Source organism: Roseobacter sp. N2S, assembly GCF_031454055.1.
Taxonomy (GTDB): Bacteria; Pseudomonadota; Alphaproteobacteria; order Rhodobacterales; family Rhodobacteraceae; genus Amylibacter.
Genome location: NZ_JAVDQB010000001.1, coordinates 433,812 through 457,819, shown reverse-complemented (window position 1 = coordinate 457,819; position 24,008 = coordinate 433,812). Strand labels below are relative to the sequence as shown.

At 58.1% G+C, this 24,008-nt stretch carries 22 protein-coding genes; 12 read left to right on the top strand and 10 right to left on the bottom strand.

The window, feature by feature from the left end; genetic code table 11:
- The first annotated feature begins 53 nt into the window (after positions 1–53).
- The 8 genes from GGE09_RS02270 to GGE09_RS02235 all read left to right on the top strand — a co-directional run bounded on the left by GGE09_RS02270 (position 54) and on the right by GGE09_RS02235 (position 10,014).
- On the top strand, positions 54–995 hold the full coding sequence (locus tag GGE09_RS02270; RefSeq protein WP_309743447.1) for a tripartite tricarboxylate transporter substrate binding protein: 942 nt from the start codon (positions 54–56) through the stop codon (positions 993–995).
- A gap of 66 nt (positions 996–1,061) precedes the next feature.
- Entirely contained in the window at positions 1,062–1,580 is a 519-nt protein-coding gene (locus GGE09_RS02265) for a tripartite tricarboxylate transporter TctB family protein (RefSeq protein WP_309743445.1), read from the top strand.
- Position 1,581: 1 nt separating this feature from the next.
- Entirely contained in the window at positions 1,582–3,066 is a 1,485-nt protein-coding gene (locus tag GGE09_RS02260) for a tripartite tricarboxylate transporter permease (RefSeq protein ID WP_309743443.1), read from the top strand.
- A complete protein-coding gene (locus GGE09_RS02255; RefSeq protein WP_309743441.1) occupies positions 3,063–4,547 on the top strand; it encodes an aldehyde dehydrogenase family protein in 1,485 nt (494 codons plus the stop codon). Before GGE09_RS02260 ends, GGE09_RS02255 begins: the two co-directional genes overlap by 4 nt.
- Positions 4,544–5,824 carry an aminotransferase class III-fold pyridoxal phosphate-dependent enzyme gene (locus GGE09_RS02250; protein ID WP_309743440.1) on the top strand — a complete coding sequence of 427 codons (1,281 nt, stop codon included), beginning with the start codon at positions 4,544–4,546 and terminating at the stop codon, positions 5,822–5,824. Before GGE09_RS02255 ends, GGE09_RS02250 begins: the two co-directional genes overlap by 4 nt.
- Positions 5,821–6,768, top strand: coding sequence for a phosphotransferase (locus GGE09_RS02245; protein WP_309743438.1), 948 nt, complete (start codon positions 5,821–5,823; stop codon positions 6,766–6,768). The genes GGE09_RS02250 and GGE09_RS02245 overlap by 4 nt, the downstream gene beginning before the upstream one ends.
- Positions 6,761–7,996, top strand: coding sequence for a Tm-1-like ATP-binding domain-containing protein (locus tag GGE09_RS02240; protein ID WP_309743436.1), 1,236 nt, complete (start codon positions 6,761–6,763; stop codon positions 7,994–7,996). The genes GGE09_RS02245 and GGE09_RS02240 overlap by 8 nt, the downstream gene beginning before the upstream one ends.
- A complete protein-coding gene (locus tag GGE09_RS02235) occupies positions 7,993–10,014 on the top strand; it encodes an FAD-dependent oxidoreductase (protein ID WP_309743434.1) in 2,022 nt (673 codons plus the stop codon). Before GGE09_RS02240 ends, GGE09_RS02235 begins: the two co-directional genes overlap by 4 nt.
- A gap of 2 nt (positions 10,015–10,016) precedes the next feature.
- Here GGE09_RS02235 and GGE09_RS02230 read toward each other — a convergent pair whose 3' ends face one another.
- Positions 10,017–11,006 (bottom strand): A/G-specific adenine glycosylase, encoded by a 990-nt coding sequence (locus tag GGE09_RS02230; protein WP_405048529.1) that lies wholly within the window; start codon positions 11,004–11,006, stop codon positions 10,017–10,019.
- A 149-nt stretch (positions 11,007–11,155) separates the two neighbouring features.
- Here GGE09_RS02230 and GGE09_RS02225 point away from each other — a divergent pair, with 149 nt between their 5' ends.
- Genes GGE09_RS02225 through GGE09_RS02215 form a run of 3 tightly spaced genes read left to right on the top strand, consistent with a single transcriptional unit; the run spans position 11,156 to position 13,458 of the window.
- Positions 11,156–11,695: a DciA family protein gene (locus tag GGE09_RS02225; RefSeq protein ID WP_309743430.1), complete on the top strand. Its 540-nt coding sequence runs from the start codon at positions 11,156–11,158 to the stop codon at positions 11,693–11,695.
- Between the two features lie 17 nt (positions 11,696–11,712).
- Positions 11,713–12,318, top strand: coding sequence for a DsbA family protein (locus tag GGE09_RS02220; protein ID WP_309743428.1), 606 nt, complete (start codon positions 11,713–11,715; stop codon positions 12,316–12,318).
- Positions 12,319–12,321: 3 nt separating this feature from the next.
- Complete coding sequence (locus GGE09_RS02215; RefSeq protein ID WP_309743426.1) at positions 12,322–13,458, top strand: CaiB/BaiF CoA-transferase family protein; 1,137 nt, start codon at positions 12,322–12,324, stop codon at positions 13,456–13,458.
- A gap of 39 nt (positions 13,459–13,497) precedes the next feature.
- On the opposite strand, the gene GGE09_RS02210 is transcribed toward GGE09_RS02215, so the two are convergent.
- The 5 genes from GGE09_RS02210 to GGE09_RS02190 all read right to left on the bottom strand — a co-directional run bounded on the left by GGE09_RS02210 (position 13,498) and on the right by GGE09_RS02190 (position 18,973).
- Positions 13,498–14,505: a glycoside hydrolase domain-containing protein gene (locus GGE09_RS02210; protein ID WP_309743424.1), complete on the bottom strand. Its 1,008-nt coding sequence runs from the start codon at positions 14,503–14,505 to the stop codon at positions 13,498–13,500.
- Position 14,506: 1 nt separating this feature from the next.
- On the bottom strand, positions 14,507–14,926 hold the full coding sequence (locus tag GGE09_RS02205) for a thioesterase family protein (RefSeq protein WP_309743422.1): 420 nt from the start codon (positions 14,924–14,926) through the stop codon (positions 14,507–14,509).
- Positions 14,919–16,892, bottom strand: coding sequence for a 3-hydroxyacyl-CoA dehydrogenase NAD-binding domain-containing protein (locus GGE09_RS02200; RefSeq protein ID WP_309743420.1), 1,974 nt, complete (start codon positions 16,890–16,892; stop codon positions 14,919–14,921). The genes GGE09_RS02205 and GGE09_RS02200 overlap by 8 nt, the downstream gene beginning before the upstream one ends.
- A 43-nt stretch (positions 16,893–16,935) precedes the next feature.
- The gene (locus tag GGE09_RS02195; protein WP_309743418.1) at positions 16,936–18,054 is read right to left on the bottom strand and encodes an aminotransferase class V-fold PLP-dependent enzyme; all 1,119 of its coding nucleotides are present in this window, start codon (positions 18,052–18,054) and stop codon (positions 16,936–16,938) included.
- Positions 18,055–18,151: 97 nt separating this feature from the next.
- The gene (locus tag GGE09_RS02190) at positions 18,152–18,973 is read right to left on the bottom strand and encodes a PaaX family transcriptional regulator C-terminal domain-containing protein (protein WP_309743416.1); all 822 of its coding nucleotides are present in this window, start codon (positions 18,971–18,973) and stop codon (positions 18,152–18,154) included.
- Here GGE09_RS02190 and GGE09_RS02185 point away from each other — a divergent pair.
- Complete coding sequence (locus tag GGE09_RS02185; RefSeq protein WP_309743415.1) at positions 18,965–19,402, top strand: hotdog domain-containing protein; 438 nt, start codon at positions 18,965–18,967, stop codon at positions 19,400–19,402. The two genes, GGE09_RS02190 and GGE09_RS02185, sit on opposite strands and share 9 nt — an antisense overlap.
- Before the next feature lie 56 nt (positions 19,403–19,458).
- Here the strand turns inward: GGE09_RS02185 and lpxK are convergent, their stop codons facing one another.
- The 4 genes from lpxK to GGE09_RS02165 form a co-directional block, all read right to left on the bottom strand.
- Complete coding sequence (lpxK, locus tag GGE09_RS02180) at positions 19,459–20,460, bottom strand: tetraacyldisaccharide 4'-kinase (RefSeq protein WP_309743413.1); 1,002 nt, start codon at positions 20,458–20,460, stop codon at positions 19,459–19,461.
- On the bottom strand, positions 20,457–21,740 hold the full coding sequence (locus GGE09_RS02175; protein WP_309743411.1) for a glycosyltransferase N-terminal domain-containing protein: 1,284 nt from the start codon (positions 21,738–21,740) through the stop codon (positions 20,457–20,459). The genes lpxK and GGE09_RS02175 overlap by 4 nt, the downstream gene beginning before the upstream one ends.
- 119 nt (positions 21,741–21,859) lie before the next feature.
- Positions 21,860–22,636 (bottom strand): 3'(2'),5'-bisphosphate nucleotidase CysQ, encoded by a 777-nt coding sequence (locus GGE09_RS02170; RefSeq protein WP_309743409.1) that lies wholly within the window; start codon positions 22,634–22,636, stop codon positions 21,860–21,862.
- On the bottom strand, positions 22,623–23,969 hold the full coding sequence (locus GGE09_RS02165) for a TldD/PmbA family protein (RefSeq protein ID WP_309743407.1): 1,347 nt from the start codon (positions 23,967–23,969) through the stop codon (positions 22,623–22,625). The genes GGE09_RS02170 and GGE09_RS02165 overlap by 14 nt, the downstream gene beginning before the upstream one ends.
- Positions 23,970–24,008 lie beyond the last annotated feature (39 nt).

The following is a 24,008-nucleotide window of genomic DNA, read 5'->3' as shown; positions in this document are numbered from 1 at the left end:
GGATTGAATAATGATCCATTGGCTTTGTGACACCGGACAACAGGGAGTCCCCAATGAAACCATTTCTGACCGTAGCAGCCGTTGCTGCTCTGACGGCCGCCAGTTTTGCTGCACCAGCGCTGGCCGAATACCCCGAAAAACCCGTTAACTTCATCGTGCCATGGCCTCCGGGTGATCTGGAAGACGTGTTGACCCGCATGATTGCCGAGGATTTTCAAAAGGAATATGGCGTTGCGGCAGCCGTTGTGAACAAACCGGGCGGCGGCGGTGGCCCGTTTCCGGGTGCGATCGACGTGGCCATGGCTCCAGCTGACGGCTATACTATCGGTTCCTTTGTGATCGGCGTGCCGTTGATCGGCCATGAAATCGGCATCGACGAACTGTCCCCCGCCAAATTCGACCCGCTGGGTATATTTCTGACCTACCCGTTCGTTTTGGCCACATCAGGCGATGCACCTTACAAAACCGTTGCAGAGATGGCTGAATATGCCAAATCCAACGAACTTGCGCTCGGCCATTTCGGGGCGCCTTTGATCCCGACCAAAGTGTCTTTGGCCTATGCCAAAACCGCTGGGTTTGAATGGGGGTCCGAAGCCGCATTTGACGCGCTTGATTGCAACACGCTGGCATCGGGTGATGCGGATGTGATCAACACAACGCTGCAACTGATCCTGCCCTGTCTGGACCAGGTGACTGTTCTGGCCACCATGACGGATGAGCGGATCAGCCTGATCCCGGACACACCAACAATGGGCGAAGTGAACGCCGATCTGGGCATTTCCCTGTGGAACGGCCTTTTCGTGACCAAAGACACCCCCCAAGACGTGCGTGAGAAAATCATCGCCGTTGCCCAGAAAACCATGATGTCCGAGCGGGCGCAAAAACTGGCAGCCGAAACCGGCGCCGGGGTTTATTGGCAGGATGCGGATACCTCTGCCGCGCGGATTGTGACAGACAGCGCCAAACTGGCCACCCTGAACGGGATGGTCGAATAAACCTTTGCTACAAAGACCTGAATCGGCCCCCACGGGCCGGTTCTGCCAGACACAAAGGGCCCCCAGATGAGTGTTGAACCTTCCAAAGCCAAACCGGGCGAGATACTTTTCGTTGGTTTGTTTTTCGCAGCCGCGCTGTTTTTGCTGACCCAGCTTGGCGATCAGGCCAAGTTTTCAGCCAAGGGTAAACTGTTCGCACAACCGGCCTTTTGGCCCGCTGTCGGGGTGATTGGCATGGTGCTTTTCACAGGTCTGCACCTGTTGACCACCCTGCGTCACCGCGCCAAATCCGGTCTTGGGGCCGAAGTTGCTATTTGGGTACGCGCCTTTGAATATGTCGGCTGGTTTATGATTTACGTCATCGCCGTTCCGCGCATTGGCTATCTGCCTTGCACCATCGTTTTCACCGTCCTTTTGGCCCTGCGCATGGGGTATCGCAAACCCGCGACCCTATTTTACGCAGGCGTATCGGGTTTGGCGATTGTGGTGATCTTCAAAACAATCCTTGGCGTGAAAATCCCGGGCGGCGCGATCTACGAGCACCTGCCCGACGGAATGCGCAGCTTTATGATATTGAACTTCTAACATGGATCTTTTCCTCTCAAGCCTCGAAATCCTTGCCCGCTGGGATGTTCTGATCGCCCTGATCGTCGGTTCTGTCGGAGGTGTGATTATCGGCGCGATTCCCGGGGTCGGCGCGGCTGTGGCCATCGCCATCCTGCTGCCCGCCACGTTTTCGCTGGACCCGATTGTGGGGCTGACAGCCCTGCTGGGCATCTACGGTAGTTCCATGTACGGCGGCGCAATTCCCGCCGTTTTGATCAACACGCCGGGCACCGCCGTCAACGCGCTGACCACCTATGACGGCTATCCAATGACCAAACGCGGAGAAGGCCGCCGCGCCCTCTCGCTTGCTTATTCCGCCAGCTTTTTCGGCGGTGTTTTTGCTATTCTCTGCCTGATCTTCCTGTCACCCGTACTGGCCGCAATCGCCCCGAATTTCGGCAGCCGCGAAATCTTCCTCGCCTCGCTTTTGGGTATCATCCTTGTGGTGCTTGCCCACCGTGGCCAGATTTTCATCGCGGGCGCTTTGGCCTGTTTTGGCATCTGGCTGAATACCATCGGGCTGGAACCGATTCAATACTCCAAACGCTACACCTTTGGGCAAAGCTGGCTGTCGGGCGGCATTGACCTGATCGTTGTGGTGCTGGGCCTGTTCGCCATTTCACAGGCGATCCTGTTGTTGGTGGACCAAGACAAAGCCCCCCGCGCCGAGACCGTTTCAGGCGGATTATTCCAAGGGTTCAAAGAGTTACTGAACCACAAACGGGTCGCCACGGTCAGTGCTTCTTTTGGGGTTTTGATGGGCATGATCCCGGGCGTGGGTGAATTTACCGCGCAGTTCATGTCTTACACCGCAGCCCGTCGCGGTTCCAAAACGCCCGAACTTTTCGGCAACGGATCGCCCGAAGGTTTGATCGCCTCCGAGGCTTCGAACAACGCTGTCCCCGCCGCCGCGATGATACCCCTGCTGGCCCTTGGCATCCCGGGCGAGGCCCTGACCGCCATGATGCTCTCGGTATTTTACGTGCATAACGTGGTGCCCGGCCCGCAACTGTTCCAGAACCAGATGGATTTTGTGGTCGCGCTTTATATTGCCCTGTTGGTGTTGAATGTAATGGTGATCATATTCCTGCTGTTTTCCACCAACCTGCTGTTGAAAATCATCCAGATCCCAACGCGGTTTCTGGGGGTGATCATCCTGACGCTGGCCTTTGTCGGGGTCTATTCCCTGCGCAATTCCACCATCGACTGCGCCATTGCCGCCTGTTTCGGGGTGCTGGGTTTCATCCTGAAACGCCTACACCTGCCGATTGTGCCGATCATCCTTGGCATGGTGCTTGGTGGCATTATGGAGGCGAAACTGCGCACATCCATGATGCGGGTCAAAACCCCCTTCGATATGATCGACCGCCCCATCGCCTTTATCCTGTTCCTCTTGATCCTGCTGGTGCTCGGCTCTCATGCCCGCCGCATGTGGGTCGAACGTAAAACCACGGAAAAACCATGACCACACAAGCTGATATCGACGCGCTGCGGCGTGAAACCATTGCCCCGCAAGCCCTGTTCATCGACGGCGCACAGCTTACAGGCACAGCAGAGCCTATGGCGGTGACCTCTCCCATTGACGGCAGTGCATTAACCACAATCGCCAACGCCACATCCGCCGAAGCGGACCTTGCCGTGGCATCTGCCCGCGCGGCATTCACCGATGGCCGCTGGTCCCGTCTTGCCCCTGCCGCGCGCAAGAAAACCCTGTTCGCCATTGCCGATGCGATCGAAGCCGATGCGCTGGCCCTGTCGGTTCTTGGCATCCGCGACAATGGCACGGAATTTGGCATGGCCTATAAAGCCGAGGCAGGCTCTGCCGCCGCAACCTTTCGCTATTACGCTGAATCGGTTGATAAAATCCCGGGCGAAATCGCCCCCACAGCACCTGGCACCTTAGGGCTGGTTCACCATGAACCTGTCGGTGTGGTCGGCGCGATCATCCCGTGGAATTTCCCGTTGATGATCGGCGCATGGAAGATTGCCCCTGCCTTGGCCGCTGGCAATTCCATCGTCGTAAAACCCGCCGAAACCGCATCGCTGTCCCTGTTGCGACTGGCCGAAATCGCGGCGGGGGCGGGTCTGCCTGCGGGTGTGTTGAACGTCATCACAGGCGATGGCCGTGTTGCGGGCGATGCTTTGGCGCGGTCCATGGATGTGGATGTTCTGGCCTTTACGGGCTCTGGCATGACAGGGCGCAAACTGCTGGAAGCATCGGCCCAGTCGAACCTGAAACGGGTCTATCTGGAACTTGGCGGCAAATCCCCCAATGTTGTCTTTGCCGATGCCCCCGATCTGGACAAAGCCGCCGCGGTTTCTGCCGCAGGTATTTTTCGCAATGCGGGTCAAGTCTGTGTCGCAGGGTCGCGCCTGCTGGTAGAGCGTTCAATCCACGACGATTTCGTCGCCGCACTGAAAACCCACGCCGAGGCGTTTAAAGTGGGCGACCCGCTGGACCTGACCACCCAGATCGGCGCGGTCAATTCTGAAACCCAACTGGCAGGCAACCTGCGTCTGACCGAAGCCGCAATTTCGGATGGTGCCGACTGTATCACTGGCGGCAAACGCATCTTGGAACAGACAGGCGGCAGCTATATGGCGCCGACCATTCTGACAGGCGTCACCCCCACAAACACGGTGTTCCGAAACGAGGTGTTCGGTCCCGTCCTTGCCGTCACCCCGTTTGACAGCGAAGACCACGCCGTCGCATTGGCCAATGACAGCGATCTTGGCCTTGCCGCAGGAGTCTGGACCGCCAACCTGTCCCGCGCCCACCGCATGATCGGCGCGATCAATGCGGGTGTTGTGCATGTGAACACTTACGGCGGGCCGGACAATACCGTGCCGCTGACAGGGCATAAACAATCTGGAAACGGATCGGATAAGTCCCTGCACGCGCTTGATAAATACACCAACCTTAAAACCGCATGGATTCAGCTGTGACCCCATTGACCAAATCCCTTCTAGCCCGCCGCGATGCGGTTCTTGGCCCAAATATGTCTACCTTCTACAGCGATCCTGTGCATCTGGTGAAAGGCGACGGCGTTTGGGTTTGGGATGCAGACGGCAAAAAATACCTCGATTGCTATAATAACGTCCCCCATGTGGGCCATTGCCACCCCAAAGTGGTCAAAGCCATGTGCGATCAGGCGTCCACGCTGAACACCCACACACGATACCTGCACGAAGGTATTCTGGATTACGCCGAGCGCCTGACCGCAACATTCAACGCCCCGCTAAACACTGCGCTGCTATGCTGCACAGGGTCCGAGGCAAACGACGTCGCCCTGCGCATGGCTGAAGCCGTGACGGGTAAAACCGGCATAATCGTCACAAACCATACCTACCACGGCAACACGACTGCCGTGTCGGCGCTCTCTACCACCAACCCGTCAAAATTTGGTAAATCCGGCCACATTCGCCATGTGCCCGCGCCCGACAGTTACCGCCCGCCGTCAGATGATCCGGCGCAAACTTTTGCAGATCAGGTCAGCGCCCAAATCGCGGAACTGAACGCAACCGAACACGGGTTCGCTGCACTGCTGATCGACCCATTCTTTGCAAATGAGGGTTTTCCAGACCTTCCCGCAGGTTTCCTTGATGCCACGCTAAAGGCCGTCCACGACGCAGGCGGCATCTTGATCGCGGATGAGGTACAACCCGGTTTCGGGCGCACTGGCAGCCATATGTGGGGCCATCAATATCAGGGCATCACACCCGATGTGGTGACTTTGGGCAAGCCAATGGGCAACGGCCACCCGATTGCGGGTGTGGTGACCAGTGCCGCGATCATGCACGAATTCCGAACCGCCTTTCGCTATTTCAACACCTTTGGCGGCAATCCCGTTTCCTGCGCCACTGCATTGGCGGTACTGGACGTTATTGCCGACGAAAACCTGATGGCCCAAGCCGCCGATGTGGGCGCTTACGCCAAAGCGCGGATGCAAGACCTAGCCGAAAAACATGCAGTTATAGGCGATGTGCGCGGACGCGGCATGTTCTTTGGCGCGGAACTGGTGACCGACCGCACCACCAAAGCCCCCGCCACAAAATACATCCTGCGTGTGATCGAGGAATTGCGCAATCGGGGTATCCTGCTGAATAAAATCGGCATTCATTACAACACGCTGAAAATTCGCCCCAACCTGCAATTCACCCGCGAAAACGCCGATCATCTGATCGACACGCTGGATCAAGTGCTAACCGACGTGCAGCCATGACGTTAGGGCTAGCACAACAGGCGATTGCGCGTTGGGACATTGCGCCTACAGGCTTGGAACTGGCGGCGGAACGGGAAAACCGCGTGTTCCGCGTGACCACGAACAGCGGCGTTTTCGCCCTGCGCCAGCATCGCAGCGGCTATCGCACCGACGCGGAACTGCAATCAGAACTGGCTTGGATGGCTGCGGTGCAATCGGCAGGCCTGTCAGTGCCCAAACCCATTTCCGCAAAAGACGGCGCACATTTGCAACGGGTTGAAGACGCGCAATTTGATCTGCTGACCTGGTTGCCCGGGCGGCAGTTGGGCACATTTGGCACCCCTCTTGATCTGGCGGATCCCGAAGGCAGTTTTCAGACCCTAGGCGCGGCCATGGCGCGGTTGCACAGGGTTTCGGATGACTGGACGCCGCCTGCGGATTTCACGCGCCCCGCTTGGGATACAGACGGATTGCTGGGCGAGACCCCGCTGTGGGGGCGGTTCTGGGAAAATCCGACACTGGCCCATGGGCAAAAAGAGCTGTTTGAAACCTTCCGCGTCAAAGCCCGCGCGGCCCTTGGCGAAGGTGACCATGATTTCGGGCTGATCCACGCTGATCTGCTGCGCGAGAACATCCTGATCGACGGTGCTGATCTGCATTTGATTGATTTTGATGACGGCGGCCCGGGCTTTCGTCTGTTCGAACTGGCCACCACGATTTTCCGCATCAGGGACGAGCCGAATACCGCCGCACTGCAAGCCGCCTTAATCGACGGCTATCAATCGCAGCGCGCTATAAACATCACCCATTTGCCCCTGTTCATCGCCTTGCGCGCCTGCACCTATGTAGGCTGGATCGTAACCCGTATGGAAATCCCCAATGCGGCTTCGCGTAACACCCATCACATCAATAACGCCACGCAAATCGTTGCAAACTGGCTGGAATCCGAGGCTTCTCATGTCTGACAAAACCATCCTGATCGTCGGAACCTATGACACCAAGGACGACGAATTGAATTATATGGCCGAGCGGATCAATTCCCAAGGCGGCGGCGTTTTGACTATGGATGTAAGTGTCTTGGGCGATCCCTCCGCGCCTTGTGATTATTCAAAACACGATGTGGCAGGCGCCGCAGACAACTCCATTCAGGCCGCCATAGAGTCTGGGGATGAAAACACCGCCATGCAGATCATGGCCCGTGGCGCATCCACCTTGGCCGCGCGGCTGTTTGCCGATGGAAACTTTGACGGTGTGGTCATTCTGGGTGGCACGATGGGCACCGATCTGGCACTGGATGTCTGTCAGGCGCTGCCGATGGGGGTGCCAAAATATGTAGTCTCCACCGTGTCTTTTTCCCCGATCATCCCGCCCGAACGCCTGTCCGCCGATATTCAGATGATCCTGTGGGCGGGCGGGCTTTATGGCCTGAATTCGGTCTGCAAAGCTTCACTGTCGCAAGCGGCAGGCGCGGTTCTGGGCGCAGCGCGGGCCGTGGAACCGCCAAGTGATGACAGGCCGATTGTGGGGATGACCTCCCTTGGGTCATCCTGCCTGAAATACATGAAACTGCTGAAACCCGCGTTGGAACAACGGGGGTTCGAAGTGGCAATTTTTCACGCTACGGGCATGGGTGGCATGGCTTATGAATCCTTGGCCGCCCAAGGTAAATTCTGCTGCGTTATGGATTTCGCCTTGCCTGAACTGGGCAATCTTCTGGCGGGATCAGTGATCAATGGCGGCAGCCAGCGCATGTTGAACGCAGGGCGCGCCGGCATCCCGCAGATCATCGCGCCGGGGTGTTTCGACCTAATTGATTTTGCAGGCTGGCAAGACATACCGGAACGCTACCGCGACCGCCCGTTTCATGAACACAACCGCCTGATCAAATCTTCTGCGCTGAACGCCGAAGAACGCCGCGAATCCGCCCGCGAAGTTGCCGCGCGTTTGACACAATCCACAACACCCGCTCACTTTATCATGCCCCTGCAAGGCATTGAAGAATGGGACAAAGAAGGCGATGTAGCCCATGACCCCGAAGGTTTGGCCGCCTTTACGGATGAAGTGCGTAAGGTGATGAAGGCCCCCATTGGCTATTCCGAAGTGGATGCCCATATTAACGATGCCGCTTTCGCAGATAAGGCACTAGAAATCTTTGACACGTGGGTGGCTGACGGAACCGTTACAGCCAAATGACCAGCCCCTATGATATCCTGTTCGAGCCGGTAAAAATCGGCCCTGTCACCGCCCCCAACCGCTTTTACGCTGTGCCCCATGCCACGGGCCACGGCTGGCATGAACCCAACGGATCAATTGCCCTTCGCGCCATGAAGGCCGAAGGCGGCTGGGGCACGGTGGTCAACCCGATGACCGAAATAGCCCCCGATGCGGATATGGGGAACCACCCGCTGGATCGGCTGTGGGACGACACGGACATCCCCCGCCACATCAAAAACGTTGAGGCAATCAAGCGGCACGGCGCGTTGGTCGGGATTGAACTGGCCCATGGCGGGGCGCGGGCGCGGAACTTTCATTCTGGTCTGCCAGTGCCTGCGCCCTCCTCAGGACGGATCTTAAAACCGGAAATTCCGATGCAGACCCGTGCGATGGACTTGGCCGATATCAAAGCCTTTCGCGACAGCCACCGCGCTGCGGCACGGCGGGCAAAACAGGCGGGCTATGACATTTTATACGTCTATGCCGCCCATGACCTGTCCCTGCTCAGCCATTTTGTATCCCTGCGAATGAACCAACGCACCGATGCCTATGGCGGCAGTTTTGAAAACCGCATCCGCCTGCTGCGCGAAACCCTTGAAGACACGCTGGAAATCGCCGCCGGAGACTGCGCCGTAGCCCTGCGATTTAGTGTCTGTGAACCTGACAAGCCAAACGGATTGCACCACGATGCAGAAGGGCGTGATCTGGTCGAAGCCTTGGGCGAATTACCCGATTTGTGGGATGTAAACCTGTCGGGCTGGCCCGCAGACAGCCAGACCTCGCGTTTTGCTGACGAAGGGTATCAACTGCCCTTCACCGACTTTGTAAAATCCGTCACCAGCAAACCCGTTGTGGGCGTGGGGCGGTTCACCTCACCCGATGCGATGGTCTCCAACATCCGCAAGGGACGGCTGGATTTGATCGGCGGGGCGCGGCCCTCAATCGCTGATCCGTTCCTTCCCGCCAAAATCCGCGACAACCGTGTTGAGGATATCCGCGAATGTATTGGCTGCAACGTTTGCGTCAGCATGGATTCCTACGGCGTGCCGCTGCGCTGCACCCAAAACCCGACAATAGCCGAAGAATTCCGCCGCAACTGGCACCCAGAAACCGTGCCCATCGTCAAACGCCGCAAATCCTATTTGATTGTGGGCAGCGGCCCTGCTGGTTTGGAATGTGCATGGACCTTACTGCGTGCAGGGAATGCCGTAACTGTAGCCGAGTCCCGCAGTGTCTTGGGCGGCCGCGTCACCCGCGAATCCGCTTTACCAAGTCTGGCAGCATGGTCCCGCGTGCGCGACTATCGCACCTATCAACTGGGCCAGTCGGCGGATGCCAGTCTTTACACAGACAGCCCGCTGGCCGTTTCGGATCTGGGCGAATTCGGCGCGGATCATGTGGTGATCGCTACGGGGGCCAGTTGGCTGGTTGACGGAACAGGGGCCAGCGCCCAGACTCCACGGCGCTTACCTGCGCAGGTAAGGGTCTATAGCGTCGATGATATTCTGAACGGCATAGTGCCAGATGGCCCCGTAACAATTTACGACGACGATCATTCCTATATGGCCAGCGCCGTTGCCGAAAAGCTGGCCGCTGCTGGTCTGCCGATGACCTATGCCACCCCCATGCCGACGCTGGCCCCGTGGACGGCGCTAACGCTGGAACAGGACCGGATTGTGGCGCGTCTGCGGGAGTTGGATGTTACCTTGCGGATAAACACGGTTCTGAATGGTGACGGGCTGACAAACAACTTTAACGGCGAGACCTATTCGCTTGCCCCTAATCTGGTATTTGTCGGCGCACGCAGGCCTGAGGATAGCCTTTATGTGCAAGCCCAACAGACCCTTGGCGCTGAGAACCTGTCACTTGCAGGGGATGCTTTAGCCCCCGCGACAATTCAGGCCGCGGTCCATTCCGGCCACCGCATCGCACGCAGCCTGTTAGGGGATCCCCTGTCCGGCAGCACCGTTAACCGCGAAGTGACAATGCTGTTTTAGCCCTATTGGCACAAATCCCAGACCTTGCGCATCACTGTGGGCAGATCGCCGGGGGAAAAGGCAGCGCGGGGCGTGAACTCCGCGTTATGCGCCGCCAAATCCAGCCGCGTATCCACGTCTTTGGCAAGACAGACCTGCAAGCGCAGGTGGAAATGGGTAAAAGTGTGGCGCACCTCGCCGAGGGTCTGCCAATCAGCGGCAAATGGGGGCGCTGCCACAGGGGGAGCTTCAGTCCAGACACTGCCAGGCCAACCTAACATGCCGCCAAGCAACCCTTTATCAGGGCGGCGCTCTAACAGAACCGCTCCGTCCGAACGCTGCGCGACATAGGCCACGCCCAACCGGATCGGTTTCGCCGCCTTCGGGGTCTTGCGCGGCAGGCTGGCCGCATCCCCTGCCAATCGCGCAGCACAATCCGCCATCCACGGGCAAATCCCGCAGGCTGGCGATCGGGGCGTGCAAATCGTCGCCCCCAAATCCATCACCGCCTGCGCATAATCCCCGCAACGCTGATCTGGCGTCAACCCGTCTGCCAACCCGCGAAGGGCCTCTTTTGAGGCGGGCAAAGGGTCTAAAACACGGTAATACCGCGCCATAACCCGTTCCACATTGCCATCCAGAACCACAGCACGACGATCAAACGCAATAGAAGCCACAGCCGCCGCTGTATAGGGACCGATACCTGGCAGCTTTAGCAATGCCTCGTAAGTATCCGGAAACACACCGCCGAAATCTTGTGAAACCACACGCGCACATTTCAACAGATTGCGCGCCCGTGCGTAATACCCAAGCCCCGCCCAAGCCCCCATCACATCCGCGTCTTGCGCGGCGGCCAGATCATCGATTGTGGCCCAGCGCGTCACAAATTTGCGGAAATAGTCTTTCACCGCCGCCACAGTGGTCTGCTGCAACATCACCTCGGACATCCAGATGTGATAGGGATCGGGGCGGTGCCCGTTTTTCCCATCCGACGGCGCAACCCGCCACGGCATATCGCGGGCATGCACATCGTACCAATCCAGCAAATCTGCTGCCTGTTGTGTCAGTTTCTCACACAAGTTTTATCGCCTCTTTACCACCAATTCGCTGGCATCCGCCCATTGCCTGCGTAAGATAACCTGAATCAAAGGTTAAGACAGCCATGGCCGCTATGAAAACGCAGAAATACACGCCTAAATCCGCCTTTACGCGGCGCAAAAGCCGTGGGTTCCTGCAAACGGGCGGTATTTTAAGCACGCAAATCCGCACCGCGTCAGAAAAACGGGGGTTTTCGGAAACCCGTCTGCTGACCCATTGGGCTGAAATCGCTGGCAGCGCCATCGCAAAAATCGCCCGTCCGGTCAAAGTGGGTTATACCCGCCAAGGCATGGGGGCCACGCTGACCCTGCTGACCACGGGGGCCAATGCGCCGATGGTGCAGATGCAACTGCCCCAGATCAAAGACCGCGTAAATGCCACTTATGGCTATGCTGCAATCAGCCGTATCCATATCACCCAGACCTCGCCCACGGGGTTTGCTGACGGACAGGCCGAATTCCACCACGACGCGCCCCAAAAACCGCCGCTTTCTGCGGATGCCAAAGACGCCCTTGCCCGCACGGTATCAGACGTGTCAGACGGCGGGCTGAAAGCCGCACTTGCGGCCCTTGGCGAAAATATTCTCACGAAACCAAAATCCTAACCCAAGAGGCTCTTGATATGATCACCCGCCGTACCGCACTGGCCACACTTGCCGCGACCACCCTTCCCGGGTCCATTGCTTTTGCGCAAGACGACGCAATCACCATTCCCGAAATGCGCCTTGGCAACGAACTGGCCAAAGTCACCGTGACGGAATACGCCTCATTCACCTGCCCCCATTGCGCGAATTTCCACGCAAATACCTATCCGCAGTTGAAAGCCAATTACATCGACACGGATAAGATCAACTTTATCTACCGCGAGGTTTATTTTGACCGCTTCGGCCTGTGGGGCGCAATGATCGCCCGTTGTGATCCGTCCAAATATTTTGGCATTGCTGACATGCTGTATGACCGTCAGGGCGATTGGTCCCGCGCCGGTGAACCTGCTGAAATCGTTGCGGCAATGCGCAAAATCGGCCTTGTTGCCGGCTTGTCGAACGAACAGCTAGACACCTGCATGAACGACCAGAAAACAGCCGAAGCAATGGTCGCCCGCTTTCAGGAAACCTCGACCCAAGACGATGTGAATTCCACCCCGACGATTTTGGTGAACGGTACCAAATATGGCAACCTGCCCTATGCCGAGCTTGCAGAAATCATCGAAACCGAACTTGGCAAATAATCCATGACAAATACACCGCTCCACGGCCTGCGCGTGGTCGAACTCGCCCGCATTCTAGCAGGCCCGTGGGCCGGCCAAACGCTTGCCGATCTGGGTGCCGAGGTCGTAAAGATCGAGGCCCCCGAAGGGGACGACACCCGTAAATGGGGCCCCCCGTTCATTGATCGCGGCGACGATGTGGCCGCGGGATATTTTCACGCCTGCAATCGCGGCAAAAAATCGGTTGTGGTGGATTTTCGCACCCCCGAAGGCAAAGCAGACCTGTTGGGTTTGATCGCAGAAGCTGACGTGTTGATAGAAAACTTCAAAGTGGGGGGGTTGGCGAAATACGGTCTGGATTATGACAGCCTAGAAGCCGCCAATCCGCGCCTTGTCTATTGCTCTGTCACGGGGTTCGGCCAAACCGGCCCCTACGCCCCGCGCGCGGGCTATGATTTCCTGATGCAAGGCATGTCAGGCATCATGTCCGTCACTGGTGAAATGGGCGGCGAGCCGCAAAAATGTGGCATTGCCATCACCGATCTGTTCACAGGTTTGTATTCCGTTATCGCGATCCAGGCCGCCCTTGCCCACCGCGAAAAAACCGGTAAAGGCCAGCACATCGACATGTCGCTGCTGGATGTGGCCACCGCTGTCACCGCAAATCAGGCGTGGAACTTTCTGGCCTCTGGCAATGCACCCGGTCTGACGGGCAACGCCCACCCCAATATCGTCCCCTATCAGGTCTTCCCAACATCAGACGGCCACGTGATTATCGCTTGTGGAAATGACGGCCAATACCAGCGGTTTTGCACCGTGCTGAACCGCGATGATCTTGCCACGCAGGAAGACTATGTCACCAACCCGCTGCGCGTCCAGAACCGCGACGTTTTGGTGCCGATCCTACAGGTTGAAACCGTCAAATTCACCAAAGCAGACCTGCTGGCCGCCTGTGACGCAAACACAGTTCCCGCAGGGCCGATCAACAACCTGAAAGAGCTGTTCGACGACCCGCATATCCAGTCCCGTGGCATGCAAATCGAACTGGACGGCTTGCCCGCAGTGCGATCACCGATGCGCTTCTCCGGCTCGGAACTCGCCACAAAAACCGCCGCCCCGAAACTCGGCGCCCATACGGCGGAACTGTTGCGCAAAACCTAAGTCCATTTTCCCCAAATATCCCCGCCGGAGGCCCTGACCTCACCTGTACTCCGGCATCTGCGCGGAATCCGTAAGCACCTCGGCCTCTACATAGCCCGCGATCCGGTCGGTGCCGTCCAAAGAAACTGCATGCCAGTTTTTGATGCTTTTCAAGATGATCGGATTATCGGCAAGGGTCAGGGTCTGTACCACGTTAGACCCTGACTCTGGTGCCTCATAGACCGCCGCCTTGCGCCGGTTGGAAAAATAGAATTGGTCTTTCAACAGGAAAGACGTGCCAAAATCCTGCGGTGTGGCCACTGAATTTCGACCGAAATCCCCGAAATCCGCAGCCACGGGGTTGATCACATTGCCATCCACCTGATTTTTACCAAACCACAGATGATGGGAAAACTGGAACAGGTTCCAGCGTTCTGAATTATAGAACTGCCGCGTGCCGGGCCAGCCCCGCGACAGGGCCAGCCATGACAGATCCACAAGCCCCGCATCCAGCAACCGCCCCAATACCAGACCAGACCCGTAAGCCCCGACGCGGTAGCGGTCGCCGCCCCGCTGAAATGCGCTGCGCACCGCCTGAAAATAGGCCATAACACCCGCCAGTTGTGCCGCCCCGTTCCAGCTGCCATCCACCCCGAAATAGATCGCCGATCCTGCGGGCTGGCCAATCACATTCTGCGCATAGTCCAGCGCGTGTTCGGCATCCGACTTGCCCCGTTCCGGCGTGATACTTTCCAGTTTATCGTTGTTGTATTGAAACACCGCACCGATATTGATGCCCGCGTCCCACAGGGCGTCAGCTTCGGGTTTGCGCAGCACTTTATGGGGCAGATTGCGTTCGGGCTGATCCTTATAGGCGTAATAGCGGAACACCGTGCGCACTTTGCGCGCCACCAGCATTTCCATCATACCTTTGCGCCGCGTCATATCGAATGCAGCGTCTATCACGGCTGTGGGAATAAAGGCTGGCAACACCTGTGACACAGCAGCCTGCGGCAGGGCGATCCCCGCCCCCGTCAGTGCCAACATCTGCCGCCGTGTCAGGGTCATTTTACTGCTCCATCAGGGTTCCAAATTTGCTGCGCAGCAGGTCCGGCCAAGGCACGGCGTGTTTGCTGGTAAAGTTTACACAGACCAGCGTAATCGCTGCCTTTAACCGTTCTTCGCCGTTACACAGGCTGATCACCGACAGGTTCAAACTGCTGCGCCCGATCCGTTCAATCCGCAATTGAAAATCCAGACGATCCTCAAGATAAGACACTTTAACGAAATCAGTCTCAAGGTGAACGGTGGGCACGGATACATTCAACTCTTTGGGCAAGCTGTTGAAAGACAGTCCTATTTTCTGTTCAAAGAAATGCTCAACCGTCAGGTTCAGCATTTCGAAATAGCGGGGATAAAACACAATCCCCGCCGGATCGCAGTGCTGAAACCGCACCGTTTGAAGGGATGAATGAACGGGTTCACCCATTCTTTTGGCCCGCCTGCGCTGCGAACATCGGCCCACCGCGCCAACGGGGGAAGCCGTAGCCGTTGATCATCACCACATCAATTGCCGCTGCGCTGGCGGCAATGCCCTCGTCCAGAATCGCCTGCCCTTCGGATACCATAGCGCCCAAGATACGATCCATGATTTCCTCGGCGCTGAAATCCCGCTGTTTGATGCCGTTCTTGGCAGCCTCGTCAGCGATAATCTCGCTTACCAGCGGATCTGGTTCGCCCCGCCGCGCGCCTTCGGGATAGTGATACCAGCCATCGCCGGTTTTCTGGCCAAAACGCCCCAGTTCACACAGCCGGTCCGCGATGGCCACATAGCGTTCCTTGGGGTCACGGGTCGGCGCACGCCGCTTGCGCGCAGCCCAACCGATATCCAGCCCCGCCATATCCTGCATGGCAAAAATCCCCATCGGAAACCCATAGGCTTTCATCGCCGTGTCCACCTCTTGCGGGGTGGCACCGTCTTCGACCATATAATCACATTCACGCCGATAGGCCGACAGGATGCGATTGCCGATAAACCCGTCACAGACCCCCGCAGGCACCGCGATTTTACCCAGCATTTTGCCCAGCACAAAACCCGTGGCCAGCACATCATCGGCCACCTGATCAGGACGCACGATTTCCAGCAATTTCATCACATGGGCTGGCGAGAAAAAGTGTAGTCCCAGTACCCGCGACGGATCGGAAACACTGGCCGCAATTTCATTCACATCCAGATAGGACGTATTCGTCGCAAGGATCGCATCCGCGCGCGTGGCGGATTCCAGTGCAGCGAAAACCTGCTTTTTGACGCCCATGTCTTCAAACACGGCTTCAATCACCAAATCCACATCTTCGAGCGCGTCGTAATTGGTAGAACCGATAAAACCTTGCAGCAAAACCTCTCGTTTATCGGGGGAAATCAGACCCCGTTTCACGCTGGCCATCAGGGTATCGGCCACGCGGCCCTGTCCTGTTGCAAGCGCATCTTCGTCCCGCTCGATCATAGTGACTTGCAGGCCAGACAACAGCAGCGCAACCGCGATACCCGCGCCCATTGTGCCGCCACCAATAACGCCCACATGGTCTAGTTTGCGCGGAACAACACCTTTCAAGCTGTTGATTTTACTTACAGATCGTTCCGCAAAAAAGATATGCCTCAGGGCGGCGGATTGCGGGTCGGCCATCAGGTCAGTGAAAACCTGCCGTTCCACCGCCAGCGCGGCGACACCGTCCAAACGCACGGCCTCCCCCACTGCGTCCACTGCACGTATGACCGAGTTTTGGCCCCGCGCTTTAGACACTAAACTGCCAGCAATCTCGTGCCAAGCGGCGTCATCAGGGGCATCCACAGGGGCGCGTTTTACCAAAGCCTCGGGCAATGGTTTTCCGGCGATTTCCGTTGCAAAGGCAATGGCATCGGCCCGCAAATCCCCGTCGGATTTGCGATCCGCCAACCCAACCTGCAACGCCTCTGCCGCGCCAATCGGGCGGCCCGTTGCAACCATTTCCGCGGCCTTGGCCACAGGCACCACACGGGGCAATCGCACCGTGCCCCCTGCGCCCGGGATCAGGCCCAAATGCACCTCAGGCACGCCCAATTTCGCGCGGGCATCTACAATGCGGTAATGACAGCCAAGCGCCACCTCTAGCCCGCCGCCCAGCGCCGTGCCATGGATCGCCGCGACCCAAGGCTTTTGCGCGGCTTCGATCTGTAACACCACATCGGGCAGACCCGGATCGGCCATGGGTTTGCCAAACTCGCTGATATCCGCCCCCGCCATAAAGGTCCGCCCCGCAGCGATCAGCACAACCGCCTGAACGCTGGCATCTTTATCCGTCTGCGCCACCGCATCCGCAATGCCACTGCGCACAGCGTGGCCCAGCGCATTTACGGGTGGATTATCCACGGTGACAACGGCGATACCGTCCAGAACATCTATGTGTACAGCACTCATATCGCTCCTCCTTTAATCTGTGATGGGGCGCAGGTTAGGGCGATCATAAAACCGCATCCAATGCCTTGCGCAACTTAGCAACCGCCCCGTCCACATCGTGTAATTTGTCTAACCCGAACAACCCCAAACGAAAGGATTTGTAATCGGCAGGTTCGTCACACATCAACGGCACACCCGCTGCGATTTGCATGCCTTGAGCGGCGAATTTACTGCCGTTCTGGATGTCTGGATCGTCGGTGTAAGACACCACAACCCCCGGCGCGCCGAACCCGTCAGCCGCAACACTGACGATGCCTTTTTCCGCCAGCAGGGCGCGAACCGCAGTCCCCAAAGCCAGTTGTTCATCGCGCACTTTGTCAAATCCATAGTTTTTGGTTTCCAACATTGTGTCGCGGAAACAGCGCAGCGCGTCTGTGGGCATGGTCGCGTGATAGGCATGACCGCCGTTTTCATAGGCCTGCATGATCGAATGCCATTTGCCCAGATCACAAGCGAAAGAGCTGCTTTGCGTTTCACCGATCTTGGCAAGCGCACGCGCGCCCATCATCACCAACCCCGCCGAGGGCGACGCGCTCCAGCCTTTTTGTGGCGCAGAAATCAGAATATCCACGCCCGTGGCTTTCATATCCACCCACAAACAGCCCGACGCGATACAATCGAGCACAAACAGCCCGCCGTAAGCATGCACAGCTTCCGTCACCGCTTTGATATAGTCATCGGGCAGGATCATCCCGCTGGAGGTCTCCACATGGGGCGCAAAGACAATATCAGGCTGGTCTGACGCGATCTTGGCGACAACTTCGTCAATGGGTGCTGGGGCAAAAGGGGCGGCAGGGGTGTTCGCCACAGGGCGTGCCTTCATCACCGTTTCGGATTCAGGAATGCCGCCTGCTTCAAAAATCTGCGTCCAACGATAGGAAAACCAGCCGTTACGGATCACCATCGCCCGTTTGCCCGCAGCAAACTGACGGGCCACAGCCTCCATCCCATAGGTGCCACCCCCAGGTACAATCGCCACACCATCAGCGTTATAGACGTCTTTCAACATGCCGGAAATATCCAGCATCACCTGCTGGAACGCCTTGCTCATGTGGTTGAGCGAGCGGTCGGTGAAAACCACTGAAAATTCCATCAAACCATCTGGGTCAACTTGGCTGTTCATCGCTGTAATCCTTTTGCTATCCCGTTTTGCCGTAAGCTACGCCCCGCAGTCCAAAGCGCAAGCCTCTTTCCTACGTCACACCTTGGTAAAACACCGCCTAAATGATTTGCGCGTTAAACCAGCTGTCTGCGGCAGGGGCCAGTTCGGCGCGCAGGCGATGAACCTCGGTGCGGCAGGCTTCTCCCTGCCAGTCATCGGGGAAAAACCGCGGTGGCAAATCGGCGTGACGCAGAACCAAACGGCGCCATTGATGCACCAGCAAGACCCGCATAACCGCAGCCTGCAAATCCGATACACCCGCCCCCGAATGCTGTTTAAGCACCTGCAGCAAAGCCGCATAATCCGCTGCAATATCAGCTGCTCCCAAGCGGTCCTTCACCCAATCTGGCACCTTGCCGATAGGGCCTGTCATGCTTAGCGCTTCGGTGTCGGTAACGGGACGGGGGCTTAAGTAACACCGCCCGCCCAAACTGACAGCATCACCCCAAGACGACTCGCCCGCGGCCGTTGGCAAGACCACCAGATGCCAGCCCGCCTCTGTGCCAGCTTTCGGGGCATAGATCCGCGTGGTGGCAGGGCCAAACTCTGCCACACCCTGCGCAGACAAACGATAGAAACTCAGCCGCCCGCTTTTGCTGCGCTCAATCCAGCCGTCCTTTGCCAACCGAGACAGCGCCACCCGAAAAGCTTCGGGTTTCACGCCCATCTGCTCTGTCAAAGCGGCCAATGTAGTCGCGGCAACCTTACCGCCGCGCCCCACAACAGCATCGCCGAAAATCGTGATGATCACCGACCAGACCCGCATATGACCCAGCCCGACCAAAGCGTCGATTGCCTGCTTGCCCTGTGCGCTATCCTGTTCCATGGTCGTGATTATACCCAGAAAACGCCAGATCACCACGGGGAAGATATGACGCAAACCGCCTTTTCAATCGACGACGCCAAAGCCCTGCTGCAAAGCGCCTTTGCCCCTTGGGTACTGGCCCAAAACCTGACGCCTGTGTCGTTCAGTACAACGCAAGCCTGCTTCATCCTGCCCGCAAATGACGATCTTGCCCTGCGCGGTGGCCCCGGTGCAGGCCTGATCTGCGGCCAAGCCATCGCCGCTGCCGCCGATACCGCCACCGTCATCGCGCTGGCAGGTGCAAACGGGCGGTTTCGCAATTGCACTACGGTCGATCTGTCCACCAATTTCCTGCGCCCGCTGCCCATGGGCGATACAAAAGTGTTGGTAGATATCGAAAGCAACGGGCGCAAACTGGCTGTCTGTCGCATTGCCTTTTTCGCTGATAACAGCCCAAAGCCCGCCGCCCTATCCACCGCAACCTTCATGTATCTCGAAGACTAATCCACAGCTCTTTTTGGTCCAAATATCCAAAAAACGCTGTGCCAAAAACGGATCAATCAACTCCGGTCTGCAACCACGTTTTCGATAATTTCGCCCAAAGCCTCTGGTGCGTCCAATTGCAAGCGCACCGGCAGGGTAATCACCTTATGCCGATAAGATTTCGGCAAGCGCACGGCGTCTTTTTCCGTGGTGACCATCTGTGCGCCCAGACCCTCGGCCTCCAACTCCATCCGCTTTAACAACGCATCGGAAAGGGTCTCGTGGTCATCAAAAGACCGCGTCGCCACCACCTGCGCCCCTGTCCCGCGCAACGTGTCAAAGAATTTGGCAGGCCGCCCGATCCCCGCAAAGGCAAAGGCCCGCAGATCATGCCACAGCATACCTGTTTCCAACGGCTCTAGGGCGGCGCGCAGATGGGGAAGACCCTTTAAATCCGGCCAGTTTTGCACAAAATGCTGCTGGCCTGCCTCTGGCCCGATCGACAAAACCATATCCGCCTGCGCCAGACCGCTGTGTAAGGTTTGACGCAGCGGGCCTGCGGGCAGCACACGTCCGTTGCCAAAACCAACCGCCGCATCCACCACAACAATGGTGAAATCCTTCACCAGATCGGGGTTCTGCATACCGTCGTCCAGAATCAGAACATCCGCCCCCGCCGCAATCGCCGCACGCGCACCAGCCAACCTGTCTTTGGCCACCCAGCACGGCCCAAAAGCTGCCAGCAGCAGCGGTTCATCGCCCACGTCATTGGCGGTGTGATCCACTTCATCCACCAACAATGGCCCAACCGCCTGCCCGCCGTACCCTTTAGACACCACATGGGGGCGTTTTCCCATTTCTGACAGCAAAGCCATCAGGGCGATCACCGTTGGGGTTTTTCCAGTGCCACCAATGTTGATATTCCCGACACAAATCACCGGCACCGACACGCGCGCATGTTTGCCATGCCTGTTGCGTCGCGCGCTGGCCGCTTGCCATATCAAGGACAGCGGAGCCAGTAAACGGGGCCAGATCCCGGGCGCATTTTGTGGGGCGAACCAAAAAGCGGGGGGTCTCATGAAGAGGCCCCCATCGGGATCATTTCCCATAACACCTCGACCAGCGCATCGGTGGCGTCTGCCCCTTCGGAACACACCTGCCAGCCTGCGTGGGCCATTTCTGCGGCACGGTCAGGCACGATCAACTCGCCCACAGCCTCGGCCAAAGACGGCACGGTGGCCACCTCAATTGCGGCGCCCGCATCGCGCAGACGCAGGTAATTATCGGCGTAATTATCCACATGGGGGCCGTGGATAATGGCCGACCCCAATCCAGCAGCTTCAAGCGGGGTATGCCCGCCCCGTTCCACCAAAGACCCGCCCAGAAAACACACTGCCGCCAGTTGATACCACAGGCCCAGACCATCCAGACCACGGGCGATTATCACGTCTACGCGGGGCGGCAAATCCGCCAGATCATCGCTACATTTCCACACAAACCCCGCATCATCACAGGCCTTTTGCACCTGCGCCACATCGGCAACCACCTCTGGCAGCAGGATCAACATCAAGCGGTGCGTGGTGCGCATGGCCAGTCGATGGGCCGCCAGAACCTGCCCGATTTCCGCCCGTGCGACCTTGGCCGCCAGCCAGACCGGACGGCCATCCATTTGCCGTGAAAGACGGGCGCGGCGGGCTTCGTCATGGGGTAAGGCAAGCGCCTCTTCGCACAACCGCCCCATGACCGAGGCTTCAGCCCCGAAACTGCGAACGGCCTGTGCGGTGGGTTCATCAGCGGTTAGAATCTGGCTGAAACTATGCAGCGCTGATTTGGAAATACGCGGCAACCAGCGGAATTGCGGGCCAGCGCTGGCCACATTGCCCAAATCGGCCAGCACAGACGGGATTTCGCGTTTGTTGGTATTGGTATTGAGCACCGGCATCAGCAGATCATCCGCCCAGACGCACAGATCGGGCCGCCAATGGTCGAGGAACCGCTCGACTGCTGCCAGCTTATCCAAAGGTGCGTATTGATGTATGGTGTTTTCAGGCATCCGCATGGCAAAGACAAAGTCTTGAATCCGAAACCGGGTGGTCACCAGAAAAGAGATTTCCGGCATTTCCGCATGGATATGGCCGATCACCCCAATCAGATTAAGCGCGCCTTGCATGTCACTGACATGACACCAGATTACCAACCCGTCAGGGCGGGGTAGTTCGGTTATGCCTTGGCGCTCCGTCGCACGGCTGGCATCCTCGTCCCCACGGGCAACGCGACGGGCCAACTCGTGCTGGACCAGCGGTTCTGTGATGCGCGCGGCGCTTCTGATCAGGGTTTCACCAAAGCTTTTGCTCGGCATGTTCGGCTCCGCCAGAGTTCATCTGCAAACCCGCATCCGGTGACGCAGGCAATGATCGGGGTTCGATCCTCGGGATAGTCTTTCGATTTGAATTTAAGCCTTTGCACCCCGGCTTGCAATCACCCGATCACATGGGCAAGCAAGTCAGTGCGCAGTCCCGGGGCGCAGGCGATTATTCCTGCGGTTTTTGCGCCGCGTGAATTATAATGCGGCACCGCGCCCAGCGTGTCAAAGACACTTGCACCGGCTTCGGTGCAGATCAAATCCCCTGCCGCCACATCCCATTCCCATGCAGGGCGAAAGGTGATCATCGCATCAAACCGGCCGCATGCCACCAGCGACAGGCGATAGGCCAGCGAGGCGCGAAAATTGCGGCGAAACGGCGGGATGCCGCCGCGCCAGTGTTTGGCGTCCATAGTGGGCTTGGCCACCAAAGCCTCGGCCAGCGCGATCCGGGTTTCCGCACTGGGCGTGATCGGTTTGCCATTCAGGGTCGCACCGCCGCCCAACGTGGCCGCAAAGGTTAGTTTTTTGGCGGGCATATGCACCACGGCAGCCGTGACAACGCCGTTTTCAGCCACTGCAAGGGAATGGGCAAAGTTTTCATGACCCGCAATAAACGACCGTGTGCCGTCGATGGGATCAAGAATAAACACTTTGGCACAATCCAGCCGCGCCAGATCGTCGGGGCTTTCTTCGGACAACCAGCCATAATCCGGCCGCGCCGCCTGCAAGCGGGTTTCCAACATCCGGTTGATTTCCAGATCAGCCACAGACACAGGGCCTTGTTCTCCCGCTTTATCCCAATGTTCAGGGTCTTGCTGGAAATACTTCAGCGCGATGTCACCCGCATCGCCCGCCACATCCAGCAGCAGGTCCAGATCACGCGCCGGCAATGGTCAGGCCTTCCACCAACAGACTGGGCACAACGCGGCTAAGATGGGCGCGACCATCATTGGCAGGCGTTATATTCATCAACATATCCCGCAGGTTACCCGCCACAGTGCATTCATTGACAGGTCCGGTGATCACACCGTTTTCCACCCAAAACCCAGATGCCCCACGGGAATAATCCCCTGTGTTGGGATTGATCGTTGACCCGATCATCGAGGTGATAACCAACCCCGTTCCCATCTGTGCAATCAGATCATCACGGCTGGCATCACCCTGCGTCAGCGCCAGATTCCCGACCGAGGGCGACGGCGGTGCAGACACCCCGCGGCTGGCGTTGCCTGTGCTGTCCATGCCCAGTTTCCGCCCCGTCGCCAGATCAAGGGTCCAACCCGTCAAAACACCGTCCTCAACCAGCGCCCGCTGGTTCACCGGCAGACCTTCACCGTCAAACGGACGGCTGCCTGCAACCCGTGGACGGTGCGGGTTTTCGATCAGCGACAGACCTTTGGGCAACACCTGTTGGCCCAGCGCATCCTTAAGAAAGCTGGCGCCGCGCACAATGGCGGTGCCGTTGATCGCGCCCACCAGATGCCCGATCAGCGATGCAGCAATGCGTTCGTCAAACAGAACCGGATAGGCGCCAGTCGGCGGGCGGGTTGCGCCCGAGCGCGCCACGGCCCGTTCCCCTGCCAATTGGCCAATGCTTCGCGCATCTGGCAAATCGGCGTAATGGCTTCGGGCCTCTCCATGGTAATCCCGCTCCATCTTTTGGCCTTCGCCAGAAATCGCTACACAAGACGTGGAATAAGACCCGCGTCGATAACCTCCGCGAAAGCCGTTGCTGGTGGCCAGAAACAAGGATGTCTCGCTATAGCCGGACCCTGCACCCTGGGCCTGTGTCACACCGTCAACCGCCAGTGCGGCGGCTTCGGCTTCCAGCGCCATCCGTTCCAGATCAGCGGGGGACGGGGCGGAACTGTCGTCATACAGATCAAGCGCTGCCACATCCCAGTTTTGTGCCAATTGGTCAGGCGTTGCCAAACCGCATGTGGGGTCTTCGGGGGCCTCGCGTGCCATGGCAACAGCCCGTTCGGCCATTGTGGCAATGCTGGTGGCGCTGTCATCGGAAATAGACACACAAGCCTGTCGAGCACCGCACAGAACCCGCAAACCCAGATCTACCCCTTCGGATCGTTCAGCGTGTTCCAACGCCCCTGCACGGACCTCGATCGAAATAGAAGTGCCGTCCATCACAAGCGTATCCGCCGCATCTGCGCCTGCGCGCTTTGCTGCCTCAAGGACTTGTTCCGCCAAATCTGACAATCTGCCTGTCATGCCTGCTCCGCCTGTAGAATTTTAGTGATCTCTAGAACA

What these genes read in the sequence shown, in the direction of transcription:
- GGE09_RS02225 (WP_309743430.1), top strand. Translation starts at nt 11,156, where the DNA reads ATGGCCGCTATGAAAACGCAGAAATACACGCCTAAATCCGCCTTTACG.
- GGE09_RS02165 (WP_309743407.1), bottom strand. Translation starts at nt 23,969, where the DNA reads ATGACAGGCAGATTGTCAGATTTGGCGGAACAAGTCCTTGAGGCAGCA.
- GGE09_RS02185 (WP_309743415.1), top strand. Translation starts at nt 18,965, where the DNA reads ATGACGCAAACCGCCTTTTCAATCGACGACGCCAAAGCCCTGCTGCAA.
- GGE09_RS02175 (WP_309743411.1), bottom strand. Translation starts at nt 21,740, where the DNA reads ATGCCGAGCAAAAGCTTTGGTGAAACCCTGATCAGAAGCGCCGCGCGC.
- lpxK (WP_309743413.1), bottom strand. Translation starts at nt 20,460, where the DNA reads ATGAGACCCCCCGCTTTTTGGTTCGCCCCACAAAATGCGCCCGGGATC.
- GGE09_RS02235 (WP_309743434.1), top strand. Translation starts at nt 7,993, where the DNA reads ATGACCAGCCCCTATGATATCCTGTTCGAGCCGGTAAAAATCGGCCCT.
- GGE09_RS02200 (WP_309743420.1), bottom strand. Translation starts at nt 16,892, where the DNA reads ATGAGTGCTGTACACATAGATGTTCTGGACGGTATCGCCGTTGTCACC.
- GGE09_RS02230 (WP_405048529.1), bottom strand. Translation starts at nt 11,006, where the DNA reads ATGCCGTGGCGGGTTGCGCCGTCGGATGGGAAAAACGGGCACCGCCCC.
- GGE09_RS02265 (WP_309743445.1), top strand. Translation starts at nt 1,062, where the DNA reads ATGAGTGTTGAACCTTCCAAAGCCAAACCGGGCGAGATACTTTTCGTT.
- GGE09_RS02220 (WP_309743428.1), top strand. Translation starts at nt 11,713, where the DNA reads ATGATCACCCGCCGTACCGCACTGGCCACACTTGCCGCGACCACCCTT.
- GGE09_RS02270 (WP_309743447.1), top strand. Translation starts at nt 54, where the DNA reads ATGAAACCATTTCTGACCGTAGCAGCCGTTGCTGCTCTGACGGCCGCC.
- GGE09_RS02210 (WP_309743424.1), bottom strand. Translation starts at nt 14,505, where the DNA reads ATGACCCTGACACGGCGGCAGATGTTGGCACTGACGGGGGCGGGGATC.
- GGE09_RS02240 (WP_309743436.1), top strand. Translation starts at nt 6,761, where the DNA reads ATGTCTGACAAAACCATCCTGATCGTCGGAACCTATGACACCAAGGAC.
- GGE09_RS02260 (WP_309743443.1), top strand. Translation starts at nt 1,582, where the DNA reads ATGGATCTTTTCCTCTCAAGCCTCGAAATCCTTGCCCGCTGGGATGTT.
- GGE09_RS02245 (WP_309743438.1), top strand. Translation starts at nt 5,821, where the DNA reads ATGACGTTAGGGCTAGCACAACAGGCGATTGCGCGTTGGGACATTGCG.
- GGE09_RS02195 (WP_309743418.1), bottom strand. Translation starts at nt 18,054, where the DNA reads ATGAACAGCCAAGTTGACCCAGATGGTTTGATGGAATTTTCAGTGGTT.
- GGE09_RS02215 (WP_309743426.1), top strand. Translation starts at nt 12,322, where the DNA reads ATGACAAATACACCGCTCCACGGCCTGCGCGTGGTCGAACTCGCCCGC.
- GGE09_RS02255 (WP_309743441.1), top strand. Translation starts at nt 3,063, where the DNA reads ATGACCACACAAGCTGATATCGACGCGCTGCGGCGTGAAACCATTGCC.
- GGE09_RS02205 (WP_309743422.1), bottom strand. Translation starts at nt 14,926, where the DNA reads ATGGGTGAACCCGTTCATTCATCCCTTCAAACGGTGCGGTTTCAGCAC.